This is a genomic window from Polyangium sp. y55x31 (genome assembly GCF_029946505.1).
GTDB lineage: Bacteria > Myxococcota_A > Polyangia > Polyangiales > Polyangiaceae > Polyangium.
In genome coordinates this window covers 134,933-149,108 of record NZ_JARZHG010000018.1, presented here as the reverse complement: position 1 = coordinate 149,108, position 14,176 = coordinate 134,933, and the positions used below count along the sequence as shown (strand labels likewise).

The following is a 14,176-nucleotide window of genomic DNA, read 5'->3' as shown; positions in this document are numbered from 1 at the left end:
CCGGCGACGATGCCGAGCAGCTCCTCGCGTCGCTGGAAGAGGTCGCCTCTCCGGAGGAGGTCGAAAAGCGGCTTGAAGCGGCGAAGCGGTACCTCGCGGACGTCAAGCGTCCGAAGGTTCTGCCTCTTCGTGCCCCGAAGGAGCCGGCGGATCGTTGAGCCAAGACGGGCGGCGTGGGGCGTGGACGTCGAGCCGCATGCTCGTGTTGGTTCGCTCCCGGTACTCTTTCGCACGGTTCCTCATGAAACCGAGCCGTTCGTAGAACGGTACGGACGCCTCGTACGCGTCGACCGTGAGTAAGCGGCAACCGACACGCTCGGAAGATTCGAGCGCGATGGCCCAGGCGAACCGCACGAGTGCCTCCCCGCACCCGCGGTGCGTATTGCGGAAGCTTGCGCTGACGCCGAGACGCGCGATTTTCAGGGCCGGAATGACAGGGTGGTCGTGATGGCCGAGGGCGAGGAGCTTGCGTTCCTTGGTCTCCAAGGTGACGGAGTCGTTCATCAGCGAGATGAAGCCGACAAGCTCGCCTTCGTAATACGCGACATACGTGCGGACGATGTGCCGAGCCTGAAGACGCAGCGCCTCGACGAGCAGGAACTCGTCAAGATCGCTGTCGCCGCAGGAAAACCCTTGTGCGTCATCAATGGCCGCTTCGTCCAGCAGCCGGATTTCGAGCCGGTTCGGATCGAGCGATGGGCGTGCCGTAGAGACGCTGTTCATACGTGGACGACCGTCCCGTCAGGGTGGACTTACTGAGAAAACGTTCAGGAAGAACGTTCGTCGTGATCCCTCTTAGCAGGGTTATCGCTTATGCGAAGGTCGAAAAGATGATCTGGTTCAACGTGATTAAGATTACTTGATTCTGGCGCGGCCGTGGGCCCTCCCGAATTCGAATCGGGGGTGCCTCATCGCCGTCCGGGTGACGTTTTACGTGCCCTGCCCACCGCTTCCCGCTTCCGCTCCCCGCCCTCCCCGTGTAAAGCACCGTCTCGAAGGGGCCCGACGGAGGATCGGTTGAGGTTCGTTTTGTCTCGATGGTCACACGCCGTCGCCCTGGCTGCGGCCCTCCTCGCCACGCGCCCCGCGTTTGCCCAGCCGGAGGCTCCCAAGGCGCCGGCTGGCCAGGCCAACGTCACCCTTCCGACGGTCGTCGAGCATGTCGACGCCGTCTATCCCCCGGACAAGCTCGCGCAGGGCATCGACACCACCGTCGAGGTCCTCGTCACCGTCGAGCGCAACGGCACCGTCGGCGACGCCCAGATCGCGGTCTCCGGCGGCGAAGCCTTCGACGACGCGGCCCTCGCCGCCGTCCGTCGCTGGCGCTTCAGCCCGGCCACCCGCGACGGCGTCCCCATTCGCGCGCGCATCCGCGTCCCCTTCCATTTCGCGCCCGAGCCGCACCCGCCCGTCGCCGTCCCGCCGGGCGCGCCGACCGACACGCCGCCCCCCGACGCGGGCGCCGCGCCTCCGCCCGGCCCGCCCGCGCCCGCGGACAAACCGCCCCCTGCGGACAAACCGCGCCCGGACAAACACACCCATTCGCACGGTGAACAGCCTGCCGAGCTCGACTCTGGCCTCGCGCTCCCGCACGCCGTCGCCGAGCCGGGCAAGCCCATCGAAATTCACGTCCAGGGCCGGCCGAACCCTCCGCGCCGCGGCGCCTCCGACTTCCGCCTCGGCCGCGCCGTCCTCGACAGCGCCCCGCGCCCCACCACGGCCGACCTCCTCAAATCCGCGCCTGGCTTCCACGTCATGCGCCCCGAGGGCGACGCCGTCGCGCAGCGCGTCTATCTCCGCGGCTTCGACGCCGATCATGGCCAGGACATCCAGTTCACCGTCGGCGGCACGATTCCGATCAATCAACCCTCGCACGTGCACGGGCAAGGGTATGCCGACCTCAATGTCCTGATCCCCGAGACCGTGCGCAGCGTGCGCGTCCTCGAGGGCGTCTACGATCCGCACCAGGGCGATTTCGCCGTCGCGGGCAGCGTCGATTTCGACCTCGGCGTCGAGGAGCGCGGCGTCCGGGCCACCGCGTCGTACGGCTCTTTCAATACGAAGCGCCTCGTCGCCGTCTTCGCGCCCGCCGGCCAGTCCGAAGAGACCTTCGGCGCCGCCGTCGTCCGCACCACGGACGGCTTCGGCGACGGCGTGCGCGGCAGCCTCTCGGGAGGTTTTACCGGACAGTACCGATTCGAGCTCCCGGGTGACCTCTCCGCCCTCGTCCACCTCTCCGCCTATGGCGCTCGGTCCAGCGTCGCGGGCGTCCTCCGCCGCGACGACATCGACCGCCGGCGGGTCGATTTCTACGACGCATACCCCGACACCTCCGCCCGCTCGCAATCCGCCGCGGCCACCCGCACCCAGGCGAGTGTCTCCCTCCAGCGCACCGGCGATGACAACTCCGAGGCCTCCTTCGGCCTCTGGGGCGCATACGCCACCTATCGCAGCCGCCTCAATTTCACCGGCTACACCCAGCGCTCGCGCCTCCGGCCCACCTGGGCCGGCCGCGGCGACCTCATCGAGCAATCGAACGACGACGGCGGCTTCGGCGCCCGCGCCTCCTATCGCACCCGCCGTTACGAGGCGGCTTCCTGGCTCAAGGCGCAGCTCACCCTCGGGGCCGACGCCGAGGCCCATTCCATCGAGCAGGCGCAAAACCTCCTCGAAGCCCCGCAAAACGAGACCTGGGACCGCCGCGTCGACGCCACCATCCGCTCCCTCCGCATCGGCGCCTTCGCCGACGCCCTCTTCACCTTCTCCCGCTGGGCGCGCCTGCGCGGCGGCCTCCGCGCCGACCTCATCTCCTTCGACATCGACGACCGCCTCGGCAACCAGATCCCCGCCTTCCGCGAAGAAACCCATTTCGTCGGCTATCGCCGCACCGCCGCCGGCATTGCCTGGGGCCCGCGCGCCACGCTCGAGGTCGACCCCTTGCCCTCGTTACGCCTCTTCGCCGCGTATGGCCGCGGCTATCGCTCCCCGCAGGCCCGGCAGCTCGAAGAGGGCGAGCAAGCTCCTTTCGCCACCGTCCACAGCTACGAGGCCGGCGCCCGTTTCCAATACGAACGCGCTCGCCTCTCGGCCACCCTCGTCGCTTATGAAACCCGCCTCTCCTACGACCTCGCCTTCGACGCCGAGGAAGGCCGGCTCGAGCGGATCGGCCCGACCACCCGCCGTGGCCTCGTCGCCTACCTCCAGGCAAACCCCCTCTCCGGCTTCAATGCTTCGATCAGCGCCACGTTCGTCCGGGCCACCCTCGATTCGCCGCCGCCGCCGACCCCGGAAAACCCATCGCCGCCCTATGTCGAGGGACAATCGCTCCCCTTCGTTCCGCCCGTCGTCGTGCGGACCGACGTCTCCTATCGAAAAACCTTCGGAACGTTCCTCGGCAAACCCCTCGTCGCCCGCGCCGGGTATGGCGCCACCTTCCTCTCGCCGCGCCCGCTCCCGTATGCCCAGGAGGCGCGACCCGTCTTCGTCGTCGACGCTTCGCTCGGCTTGCGCCGCGATTTCGTCGAGATCGGCGTCGACGCCACGAACCTCTTCAACGCTCGGTACGCGGACACCGAGTACGTCTTCGTCTCCGACTGGCGGACGAGCGACATCCCCTCGTATCTGCCCGCGCGCCACATTTCCGCCGGATCGCCGCTCACGATCCTCGGCAATCTGACCTTCCATCTCTGAGCCGGAGTGCCGCCATGCGATGTCTTCTGCGCTCGTTTTTGCCGTTTGTCCTCGTCCTCGCCGGCTGCGGGACCGGCACCGGACAGCCCGACGTTTCGTTCCCGGCGCTCTTCGTGTCTGCCCCGACAAACGAATTCGTCGTGGACGATGTTACGGTCACCCTGGACGAGGCGCGTGTGGCCTTCGGGCCGGCTTATTTTTGCGCCAGCGCCTCGGGCTCGGCCACCCTTTGCGACGCGGCCGTGGGGGAAATTCGCCGCGTCACGACGATCGACGTCCTCGGGGAAGGGGAGACGCCGCTCGGCACGTACGCGGGGTTCGCGGGGGACGTGCGCAGCGCCTCGTACGATTACGGGATTCACTGGTTCTTGCCCGAGCAGGAGGCCCAGGCTTCGCCCGAGGCGCCGGGCGGGCATTCGGCGCGCGTGCGGGGTGTGGCGAGCCGCGCCGGCACGTCCGTCCGGTTCGAGGCCGACATCGACGTCGCCCCGCTCTTTCGGGGCCAGCGCGCCGTGCCGACCACCAAGGTCGAGGGAACGGTCACCGAGGCGACCTCGCGGATCGAGGTCCGGTTCGACGTCGCATCCTGGTTTTCCGCCGTGGATTTTGCTGCGGCGCTCGACATGGGCGCCGATCCGTTCGTCGTCGGACCGGGTGCGCGTGACCACGACGCCGTCGTGATCCGCATGGTTTCGACCCACCCCCCGTCGTTCGCCTTCGTGGAGGGCGAGGCGCCGGCCGCGCCCTAGCCGCCTGCTCCTTTGTTGCCCGCGCGCGCGAGGCGGGTGATCCGCGGGTGCGCACCTCCGTGCCACCCGCCGTGATCGACTGCGCCGACCGCGCGCGGTCACGGCTCTTCGCATCGCGACTGCCTGCGCGCCCGCCGATCGGGGTACGAGCCTCCGCAGCGCGCGGCTCTCCTGCGCGGCAAGCTCGGCTCGTTGCCTCGTTTTGCTCGTGCTTTCGCTCGGGTCGCGGCCTTCCGTCGGGGGGTGGGGTGGGGGGGTTTCGCCGTCCGTCCCTCGCTTTTCTTCGGGCCCTCGGGGGCTTTGGCATGCCACGCGCAAGGAGCCGCGAGCACGAACGAAGGGGGCGGCGCCTCGGCGAGGCGCGGCACGCCGAGAAGGAACGGATTGAGGAGCTCGACATGAAGGCGACCGACCTACTCAAGCAACAGCACCGCGAAGTCGAAGAGTTGTTCCGCGAAATCGAGGGTGCCGAGGACGAGGACGAGCGTGCCTCGCTGCGCGAGGAGCTTGCCAACGCGCTCGCGGCGCACACGGCGATCGAGGAGGAGATCTTCTACCCGGCGGCGATGGAGGCGCTCGGCCCGAGCGGTCGCATCCGCGAGGCCTTCGAGGAGCACGCGGTGGCGGATTTCGCGCTCTACCGGCTGATGTCGGTCAGCGTGGGCGACGAGACGTTCTCGGCCAAGCTCGGCGCGCTCAAGGACATCGTGATGAACCACGTCGAGGAGGAGGAGAGCGAGCTCCTGCCCCAGGCGGAGGGGGAGATGGAGCGTGACCAGCTCGAGCAGCTCGGCGATCGTCTCTCGGCGCGGTTCTCGGAGCGCCTCGCGGAGGGGCATCGCCCGATCCTGGAGCGGAGCCTCGGCATCGCGGCGCGGCAGGTGGCCACGCAGGCGCCCGGGGCGAAGAAGGCGGCGGCTCCGCGCAAGCGCGCGCCGGCGAAGCGCCAGGCGATGCCGAAGCGGGCGGCGGGCGCGGCCCAGCGTGGTGCGGCCCAGCGAGGCACGGCGAAGCGTGGCGCGGCGAAGGCGGCGCCGGCGAAGCGTGGCGCGGCGGTCGCGCAGAAGCGGAATGGCGGGGCCGCGGCGGGCGGAGCTTCGCGCACGCAGGCGCGCAAGACGGCGTCGACGCAGAAGGCGCCGGCGGCGCGCGGGCAGGGTGCGTCGCGGACGCAGTCGCAGAGCGGCGGGGCGGCGCGGGGCGGCCAGGCTGGCGGCGCGCGTGGGGCGCAAAAGGGCATGGCGCGCGGCGGCGGCGCGCGGGGTCAGGCGGTGTCGGCGCCGCGCAAGCAGCGGGCGCGGGGCTGACGTTTTGGCGGCGCTTCGTGGGTGGCGGGTTCGGGGGGGCCTGCCATCGACGAGCGCGTGACGATCGCGGGTGGCGGGTTCGGGGGGGCCCGCCGGACGCGAGCGTCGACGCAAACGGTGAATGACGGATCGGGGGGGTCTGCCATTCACGCGCGCGTGGCAAATTCGTGAGTGACGGGTTCGGGGGGGGCCCGTCACGCGCGGATTGCGTCGCAAAAGGCGCGCAGAAAATTTCGCAGGACAAAGATTGAATAAACCCAGAGAACCGTATTCATCAATTATCGCGTCCTGGACGGTTGTTTTCGCTTGACCGAGCGAACCATTTCATGTGCTTTGGGGGCCTCACCCTTGTCTTCACGGAGGTCCCATGGCCCGGATTGCTTCTTATTGCATTGCGGCAAGCGCCCTTTTCCTCCTCGCCCCGAGCGCCGCGTTCGCGCAGGCGGGTGAGGCTGCGGCGCCGCCGCCCGCGCCCGAGGGGCAGGCTGCGGCGCCTGCACCTGCGCCTGCGCCTGCGCCCGCGCCCGCGCCTGCGCCGGCCAAAACCGAGCCCAAGGAAGATACCAAGGACAAACCCGCGCCGAACTCGATCTATGTCGAGGGCCTCGGGGCAGGCCTGTGGTACTCGCTCAATTACGAGCGCCGCATCATTGACGACCTCGGCGTGCGTGTCGGGTTCAGCTACATCTCGATCGGGGCGACGGTCTCGGCGGGGAACGCTTCGTCGAGCGCGAGCGCGAGCCTTTTGACCTTCCCCATCACGGCCAGCTACCTCGGCGTTCGCAGCGGCAAACACGCGCTCGAGGTCGGCGGCGGCGTCTCGGTCACGTATGCGACGGCGCAGGCGTCGAACAGCTTCGGCGCGAGCGCGTCGGGCTCGGGCGTGGGCGCGTATGGCAACGTCATGGTGGGGTATCGCTTGCACCCGGTGGACGGCGCAGGCTTTCAGTTCCGTGTCGGCGCGATGGCGCTCGTGGGCCCGGGGTTCAACGTCTTCGGCGACGACCCCACCGCGTTCGGCGTCCTGCCCTTCGGATACATCAGCCTCGGCGCGGGTTTCTAAGCCGATTCTCGCGGCAGAAGCAGCGGATTGAAGGGCGCTTCCCCCATGCATACGCGCGCCGTGTAATCGTAGGCGTCGTCCGTCGCGGCGATGTGCTGCGCGGCCGCGTGAATGTCCCGGAAGCACCGTTCGAGCACCGTGCCCGCGTAAATCGCGCTCGACCCGCCCGCCCGGAATGCAAAGGACGTCACGTCCGCGGCGACCTCGGTCGTATACGTCGTCGCCGCGCGCACGGCGGACCAATCGTCCGGTGACAGCGCAAGGCCCGCCTCGGCCCTCTGCATCGACAGCTCGATCACCTCGCGCGCGAGCGCCCGCGCCGCGTCGAGGGCCGCACGCTTTCGGCCGAGCTCCACGCGGAAGCTCGATTGCGCGGCCAGCGCCTCGCCGTTCCAGGCCTTGATCCGGCGCGGCGCGACGATCGCGATCTCTTCGAGCGCCCGCCTTGCCACGCCGAGCGCAAATCCGATGTGCCCCGGCGCCACCAGCGCGATGAACGGCAGCTCGAAATAGGCCTGACCCCGCTTCCGCGCCGCCCCCGGATACGAGCAGGTGAATGCCTCCTCCACGAACACCGACTCCATGCGGTAATGGTTGCTCCCGCTCCCCCGCAAAAACGCCGTGTTCCACGTATCCTCGATCGTCACCCGCGACACCGGCACCGCGACCTGCACGAACGACGGCGGCCCGACCTGCGTCGGCTCCTCGATCGTCGCGGCCGTGTACACCCAGCTCGCGTGCCGGATCCCGCTCCCGAATCCCCATCGCCCCGTCACCTCGAAACCTCCGCGCACCCGCCGCGCCTTCCCCATCGGCACCTGCAGCCCGGCCGACGTCGTCATTCCTCTGGCGAAGACCTCCCGCGCCCCGGCCTCCGGCAGATAAGCGCCCATCATCCCGTTCATGATCGCCCCGATCATCAGCGCCCATCCTGCGGACGGGTCCGCGTGCGCCATCGCCTCGTACACCACGAGCTGCGTCCGCCCGTCTGCCCCTTGCCCGCCCACCTCCTTCGGCGCTGCGAGCCCGAACAGCCCCTCCTTTTTCATCACCTCGACCACCGCCGGATGCAGCGTCGCGCCCTCGTTCGACGCGTCGGCGTGGGCCTCCGCGACCGGGCGCACCCGGGCGACGGACGCGAGCAGGCTGGCTTCGAGGACGTTCTCGGTTCCCTTCGTCATGACGGTTCCCTCCGGAGACCGGGGTTCTCGGCCGGTCACCCTCATGTAGACAACGACAACATCCCGAAGTTTCCACCGTCAACATCGAATGTTGCGATCGTCAACATCCGCCTCGGACGTGCTACGCTGCGGGCCGTGCCTCGACGCCCGCCGCGCCCGTACCACCATGGGGACTTGCCTCGCGCCCTTCGGGAGGGCGCGCTCGCGCTCATCGAGGAGCGCGGGCCGATGGGGTTCACGCTGCGCGAGCTCGCGCGGCGGGTCGGCGTCTCGCATGCCGCGCCGTACCGGCATTATGCCGACAAGCGGGCGCTGCTCACGGCGCTCGCGGCCGAGGGCGCGCATCGCCTCGCGGACGCGGTCGACGCTGCGCTCACGGCTGCGGGCTCCGACCTCCGCGCGCGTTTCCTCGCGGCCGCGCATGCGTACGTGCGCTTCGCGATCGACCACCCCGGCTATTTCCAGGCGATCTTCTCCGCCGACACCGACCTGAACGACCCGGCGCTCGTGAACGGCCGCGACCGCAGCCTCGGCCTGCTCTATCGTTACATCGCGGAGGCGCAGGCGGCGGGGTATTTCGGTGAAGGCGAGGCGCTCTCGTACGTGATCCCGGTCTTTGCAATGCACCAGGGCCTCGCGGTGCTGGCGATGTCGGGCGCATTCGCCCCGCTCGGCGTGCTCGACATCCGCGCCGCGTCGGACCTCGCGCACGGGCGCCTGCTCGACGGGCTCACGCGCGCGGCCGAGGCGAAGGGCGAAAAGCGCACGAAAGCGTGAGGGGCGCTCCCTTGCGATCTTCCGCGATCGCGCCGTGCCGTGCCATCCTGGCCTCGGCATGGTGCGCACGAGGATCCTTCTGTCTTCGATGGTGGTGGGCCTCATCTCGGCGGTGAGCGCGTGCTGGCTCGGCGACTACCAGCCGCCGACCGGCCACGCGGGCGGCCCGGCGCAAGGCCACGAGGTCCGCTGCGGCGACGACGTCTGCGGCCCGTCCGAGGTCTGCTGCGTCGAGCAGGGCGACGCCCCCACGGCCGCGTGCACCGCTCCCGACGGCTGCATCTCGCTCGCGGTCCCGTGCGACGGCCCGGACGACTGCGCGCCCCTCGGCGGCGTCTGCTGCGGCCTCTGGGACGAGGTCGCGTCGAAGTACACGGCCGTCGAGTGCTCGGACGCCTGCAGCAGCAGCGATCGCGTCCCGATCTGCCGCCTCGAACACGACGACGCCGATTGCCCCACGGGCCTCGATTGCAAAGAAGAGCGCCTCTTCGGCCCGGGATTCGGCTACTGCGCCGCCCCCTAGCATCCGCCCCGTACCCCCGCACCCTGACATTCCGGCCACGCCCGTCTGGGAACGGCCGTTCTCAGCGCCCCCGCGTCCCCGCGGCAAACGCCCTTTCCCCCGATGGCCTTGCCCTTGCACCGGGCGGGGGCACACACCAAGGACCCTCTTTCCAACGCCTTACGCCTCGGGACATCCCGCCATGATGCGCACTTCTACGCAGCTCCTCGCCGTGGGCACCGTCTTCCTTTCGACCCTCCACGCGAGCCTGGCCCAAGCGCAGTATTACCCGCAGCAGCCGTACCCCTATCAACAGCCTTACCCGTACGGGCAGCCCGCTCCTTATCAACAACCCTACCCGTACGGGCAGCCCGCTCCTTATCAACAACCCTACCCGTACCAGCAGCCGAACCCGTACCAGCAGCCTTATCCCGCGTACGGCTCGCCGAACTACCTCGACGCCGGCACCAATTCACGCAAGCCCAAGCACCAGCTCACGTTGCGCGTCTCCCCGGGCGCAAGCTTTCATTTCATCCCCGGAAGCTCGGCCAAACCGGCCTTCGCCCTCGACGCGGCCCTCGGTTTCCGTGCCGGCGTCGCCTCGTATACCTCCATCTGGACCGAGGCTGGCTACTCCTACGACACCCTCGGCCCCGGCCATTTCGTCGCCGTCGGCGTCGGCCCCCTCTTCGGCACGAACCAGACCTCCGTCGGCATCCTCGAAAAACTCGTCATTGGCGACGTCGCCGGCGGCTTCGCGGTCGGCCCCCGCAGTAGCCTCGTCCTCATGCTTTACAATGGCGGCCTCGCGGCCGAGGTCGGCCATCAATGGATCTACAGCAATGTCGCGGGCTCGGGCCACAACGAGCTCCGCCTCCAGGTCTCGGTCGACCCCATCACGTTCTTGATGCGGTTCCTGGGCCGGTAGCCGTTCCCCCCGAACGGATCGCTTCCCCGGCGCCCGCCTGGGCCGTCCTTCCGAGGCGCACTCCGCCCCGGCAAAACCCCCGTCATGCGCCTTTCTGCGCTCCCCCCTTGCTCTCCGCCCCTTTTCCTGAGAAGCCTTGCGCCGCGCGGCCTCCGGATCCCTTGTCTCAATCTACGCCGCTCCCCAAGGTGACCACCATGGCAGACAGCTTCGGTGCCAAGAGCACCCTCTCGGTTTCCGGCAAGTCCTACACGATCTTCCGCCTTCGGGCCCTCGCGAGTGATGCCGAGCTCGCGCGCCTCCCGGTCTCCCTGCGCGTCCTGCTCGAGAACCTCCTCCGCCACGAGGACGGCCGTGTCGTCCGCAAGGAGCACGTCGAGGCCGTCCTCCGCTGGGATCCCAAGGCCGCGCCTTCCCAGGAGATCTCCTTCCACCCCGCGCGTGTCCTCCTCCAGGACTTCACGGGCGTGCCCGCCGTCGTCGACCTCGCCGCGATGCGCGAGGCCTTCGCGGGCATGGGCGGCGATCCCAACCGCATCAACCCGCTCTCGCCGGCGGACCTCGTCATCGACCATTCGGTCGAGGTCAACTACTTCGGCACCCGCGACTCGCTCGTCCGCAACGCCGAGCTCGAGTATCAGCGCAACGAGGAGCGGTACGTCTTTCTCCGCTGGGGTCAGCAGGCCTTCGAGAACTTCCGCGTCGTCCCGCCGGACACCGGCATCTGCCACCAGGTCAACCTCGAGTACCTCGCCCGCGCCGTCATGACCGACGCCGAGGGCCGCGCCTTCCCCGACACCCTCGTCGGCACCGACTCGCACACCACCATGATCAACGGTCTCGGCGTCGTTGGCTGGGGCGTCGGCGGCATCGAGGCCGAGGCCGCGCTCCTCGGCCAGCCCGTCACCATGCTCGTCCCCGAGGTCGTCGGCTTCAAGCTCACGGGCAGCCTGCGCGAGGGCGCGACGGCGACCGACCTCGTCCTCACCGTCACCGAGATGCTTCGCAAGAAGAAGGTCGTCGGCAAGTTCGTCGAGTTCTACGGCCCTGGCCTCGCGTCGCTCTCGCTCCCCGATCGCGCCACGATCGCCAACATGGCGCCCGAGTACGGCGCCACGATCGGCTTCTTCCCGATCGACGGCGAGACCCTCTCGTTCCTGCGCTTCACGGGCCGCTCCGACGAGCAGGTCGCGCTCGTCGAGGCCTACTGCAAGGAGCAGGGCATCTTCCGCACCGACGGCATGCCCGACCCCGTCTTCAGCGACACGCTCGAGCTCGACCTCGGCGCCGTCGAGCCCTCGATCGCCGGCCCCAAGCGCCCGCAGGATCGCATCCGCCTCGCCGCCGCGCGCACGGGCTATCGCAAGAGCTTGCAGTCGATGATCGAGAAGAGCTTCGGCGACATCGACGCGGCCACCGTCGCGAAGTGGTGCGACGAGCCGAGCGCGGAAAAGCCCACGGACGAGGCCATCGCGGCGCGTATGCTCGTCCGTGACAAGGTGCTCAAGCCCGTCTCCGTCGAGGAGGGCGACACCTCGTACAACCTCCGCCACGGCTCGGTCGTCATCGCGGCGATCACCTCCTGCACGAACACCTCGAACCCGGCCGTCATGCTCGCGGCGGGCATCCTCGCGAAGAAGGCCGTCGAGCGTGGCCTCTCGGTCAAACCGTGGGTGAAGACCTCGTGCGCGCCCGGCTCGCAGGTCGTCGCGGATTATTACGAGGCCTCCGGCTTGCTCCCGTACCTCGAGGCGCTCGGCTTCCACCTCGTCGGGTACGGCTGCACCACGTGCATCGGCAACTCCGGCGCGCTCCCGGATGCGATCGTCGATGCGATCAAGAAGGGCGACCTCGTCGCGGCGAGCGTGCTCAGCGGCAACCGCAACTTCGAGGGCCGCATCAACCCGAGCGTGCGCATGAACTTCCTCATGTCGCCGCCCCTCGTCGTCGCCTACGCGCTCCGCGGCGACATGGATTGGGATCCGTACTCCGAGCCGATCGGCAAGGATCGCAACGGCACGCCCGTCTACCTCCGCGACATCTGGCCGACCGCGGCCGAGGTCCGCGAGACGATCCGCTCGTCCGTGAAGAGCGAGCAGTTCAAGACCCGGTACGACAATGCCCTCGTCGGCGACGTCGCCTGGCGGAAGCTCAACGTCCCCGCGGGCAAGACCTTCTCCTGGGACGACAAGTCCACCTACGTCCGCAAGCCGCCGTTCTTCGACAACCTCGGCAAGCAGCCGCAGCCGCTCACGGACATCGTGGGCGCGCGAGTCCTTGCGCTCCTCGGCGACAGCGTCACGACGGACCACATCTCGCCGGCGGGCAACATCTCGAAGACGAGCCCTGCGGCGCGTTACCTCATGGAGCACGGCGTGCAGCCGGCCGACTTCAACTCGTACGGCGCGCGCCGCGGCAACCACGAGGTCATGATGCGGGGCACCTTCGCCAACATCCGCATCAAGAACGCGCTGCTCGGCGGCGAGGAGGGGCCGAACACGCTCCACCTGCCCGAGGGCACGAAGCTCAGCATCTACGACGCGGCGATGAAGTACGCCGAGGAGAAGGTGCCGCTCGTGGTGCTCGCGGGCGTCGAGTACGGCACGGGCTCCTCGCGCGATTGGGCGGCGAAGGGCACGAAGCTCCTCGGCGTGCGCGCGGTCATCGCGAAGAGCTTCGAGCGCATCCACCGCTCGAACCTCGTCGGCATGGGCGTGCTCCCGCTCGAGTTCGCCGCGGGCGAGGACGCGCAGACGCTCGGCCTCGATGGTCGCGAGACCTTCGACATCAAGGGCATCGCCGAGGGCGTCACGCCCTTCAAGAAGCTCGAGGTCGTGGCGACGAAGGCGGACGGCACCAAGAAGACGTTCACGGCGACGGCCCGCATCGATACGCCGAACGAGGCGGACTACTACCTGAACGGCGGCATTCTCCAGTACGTGCTCCGGCAGATGGCGAAGTAACATCGGCGCCCATGGCGCCCACGAATCGGCTCTCGTGTATCTCGCTCCTGCTCTCCGCCGCGCTCGCGACGAGCGCTTGCGGCGAGGGCGAAACGGACGGAACGCAGCACGTGCTCGTCTCCGTGACGCATGGCGAGGGCCGGTTCGTGGCCGTCGGGTACGACGAGATCGAGCGAGCGGACAACCAGCCCTTGCTCATGAGCTCCACGGACGGCCTCTCGTGGACGCGGCACGACGCTTCGCTTCCCAGGCAAGAGCTCCACGACATCACGTTCGGCAACGGCGTCTTCGTCGCCGTCGGCGGCACGGCTCATCCCACCGCGACGGGCGCGTCCATCCCGGTCGCGCTCGCCTCGGACGACGGCGTCGCGTGGACGCGCATCAATCTCCCCACGACCGAGCCGCTTCGTCATGTTGGGTTCGGCGGCGGCCTGTTCGTGATCATCGACCATGCCGGCCAGACGTTCGTCTCGACGGATGGCCGGAACTTCACGGCGGCGGCGGCGATCCCCGATGGATACTCCATCAGCGGGATCGCCTTCGGCGCGGGCCAATTCGTCTTCTGGGGCTTCCATCCGGGCGTGTACGTCTCGCCGGACGCGCAGGCCTTCACCGAAAAACCCCTCGTCGACGTGCAGGAGGTGCACTGCCTGCATTTCGCGGCCGGCCAGTTCCAGGGCGTCGGTATGACCTCGACGGGCGCGGACGAACAGCCGATCGCGACCAAGTTCGTCGTCACGTCCGAAACGGCCGACACGTGGGCCACGAAGATCGGCAGCTTTCCGTGCCAGGGTTTGGCCGAGTCGAACGACGTCCTCGTCGCGGGCTCGGGGGATCAATTGTATCGATCGGTCGGAGGCAACGACTTCGAGGTCACGCATACGGCCGCGGAGCGGCACGAGCGGCTCGACGTGGCGGTGGGGGGCGGCGTCTTCGTGGCGGTCGGGGTCGATGAAATCGACACGAGCCCGGACGGACGAACCTGGACGGTGACGCCGCTGCCGCTCCCCTGAACG

11 protein-coding genes are annotated in these 14,176 nt (G+C 69.1%); 9 read left to right on the top strand and 2 right to left on the bottom strand.

What is annotated here, in order from left to right:
• Window positions 1–102: 102 nt before the first annotated feature.
• Complete coding sequence (locus QHF84_RS28230; protein WP_281316554.1) at window positions 103–723, bottom strand: GNAT family N-acetyltransferase; 621 nt, start codon at window positions 721–723, stop codon at window positions 103–105.
• A gap of 306 nt (window positions 724–1,029) precedes the next feature.
• Here QHF84_RS28230 and QHF84_RS28225 point away from each other — a divergent pair, with 306 nt between their 5' ends.
• The 4 genes from QHF84_RS28225 (at window position 1,030) to QHF84_RS28210 (ending at window position 6,809) form a co-directional block, all read left to right on the top strand.
• The gene (locus tag QHF84_RS28225; protein WP_281316553.1) at window positions 1,030–3,690 is read left to right on the top strand and encodes a TonB-dependent receptor; all 2,661 of its coding nucleotides are present in this window, start codon (window positions 1,030–1,032) and stop codon (window positions 3,688–3,690) included.
• Between the two features lie 14 nt (window positions 3,691–3,704).
• Window positions 3,705–4,439, top strand: a complete 735-nt coding sequence (locus QHF84_RS28220; RefSeq protein ID WP_281316552.1) for a hypothetical protein — start codon at window positions 3,705–3,707, stop codon at window positions 4,437–4,439.
• Between the two features lie 398 nt (window positions 4,440–4,837).
• Window positions 4,838–5,746: a hemerythrin domain-containing protein gene (locus QHF84_RS28215; protein WP_281316551.1), complete on the top strand. Its 909-nt coding sequence runs from the start codon at window positions 4,838–4,840 to the stop codon at window positions 5,744–5,746.
• 367 nt (window positions 5,747–6,113) lie between these two features.
• Window positions 6,114–6,809 (top strand): hypothetical protein, encoded by a 696-nt coding sequence (locus tag QHF84_RS28210; RefSeq protein ID WP_281316550.1) that lies wholly within the window; start codon window positions 6,114–6,116, stop codon window positions 6,807–6,809.
• Here the strand turns inward: QHF84_RS28210 and QHF84_RS28205 are convergent.
• Entirely contained in the window at window positions 6,806–7,990 is a 1,185-nt protein-coding gene (locus QHF84_RS28205) for an acyl-CoA dehydrogenase family protein (protein WP_281316549.1), read from the bottom strand. The genes QHF84_RS28210 and QHF84_RS28205 overlap by 4 nt on opposite strands.
• A gap of 174 nt (window positions 7,991–8,164) precedes the next feature.
• On the opposite strand from QHF84_RS28205, the gene QHF84_RS28200 reads away from it, so the two are divergent.
• The 5 genes from QHF84_RS28200 (at window position 8,165) to QHF84_RS28180 (ending at window position 14,173) form a co-directional block, all read left to right on the top strand.
• Window positions 8,165–8,767, top strand: a complete 603-nt coding sequence (locus QHF84_RS28200; RefSeq protein WP_281316548.1) for a TetR/AcrR family transcriptional regulator — start codon at window positions 8,165–8,167, stop codon at window positions 8,765–8,767.
• A 58-nt stretch (window positions 8,768–8,825) separates the two neighbouring features.
• The gene (locus tag QHF84_RS28195) at window positions 8,826–9,290 is read left to right on the top strand and encodes a hypothetical protein (RefSeq protein ID WP_281316547.1); all 465 of its coding nucleotides are present in this window, start codon (window positions 8,826–8,828) and stop codon (window positions 9,288–9,290) included.
• 181 nt (window positions 9,291–9,471) lie between these two features.
• Window positions 9,472–10,197, top strand: a complete 726-nt coding sequence (locus QHF84_RS28190; protein WP_281316546.1) for a hypothetical protein — start codon at window positions 9,472–9,474, stop codon at window positions 10,195–10,197.
• A gap of 197 nt (window positions 10,198–10,394) precedes the next feature.
• A complete protein-coding gene (gene acnA, locus QHF84_RS28185; protein ID WP_281316545.1) occupies window positions 10,395–13,160 on the top strand; it encodes an aconitate hydratase AcnA in 2,766 nt (921 codons plus the stop codon).
• Window positions 13,161–13,171: 11 nt separating this feature from the next.
• Window positions 13,172–14,173 carry a hypothetical protein gene (locus QHF84_RS28180; RefSeq protein WP_281316544.1) on the top strand — a complete coding sequence of 334 codons (1,002 nt, stop codon included), beginning with the start codon at window positions 13,172–13,174 and terminating at the stop codon, window positions 14,171–14,173.
• Window positions 14,174–14,176: the final 3 nt, after the last annotated feature.

Excerpts from the sequence above, each read along its gene's own strand:
- QHF84_RS28230 (WP_281316554.1), bottom strand. The coding sequence starts at position 723 with ATGAACAGCGTCTCTACGGCACGCCCATCGCTCGATCCGAACCGGCTC.
- QHF84_RS28205 (WP_281316549.1), bottom strand. The coding sequence starts at position 7,990 with ATGACGAAGGGAACCGAGAACGTCCTCGAAGCCAGCCTGCTCGCGTCC.
- QHF84_RS28195 (WP_281316547.1), top strand. The coding sequence starts at position 8,826 with ATGGTGCGCACGAGGATCCTTCTGTCTTCGATGGTGGTGGGCCTCATC.
- acnA (WP_281316545.1), top strand. The coding sequence starts at position 10,395 with ATGGCAGACAGCTTCGGTGCCAAGAGCACCCTCTCGGTTTCCGGCAAG.
- QHF84_RS28215 (WP_281316551.1), top strand. The coding sequence starts at position 4,838 with ATGAAGGCGACCGACCTACTCAAGCAACAGCACCGCGAAGTCGAAGAG.
- QHF84_RS28220 (WP_281316552.1), top strand. The coding sequence starts at position 3,705 with ATGCGATGTCTTCTGCGCTCGTTTTTGCCGTTTGTCCTCGTCCTCGCC.
- QHF84_RS28180 (WP_281316544.1), top strand. The coding sequence starts at position 13,172 with ATGGCGCCCACGAATCGGCTCTCGTGTATCTCGCTCCTGCTCTCCGCC.
- QHF84_RS28210 (WP_281316550.1), top strand. The coding sequence starts at position 6,114 with ATGGCCCGGATTGCTTCTTATTGCATTGCGGCAAGCGCCCTTTTCCTC.
- QHF84_RS28190 (WP_281316546.1), top strand. The coding sequence starts at position 9,472 with ATGATGCGCACTTCTACGCAGCTCCTCGCCGTGGGCACCGTCTTCCTT.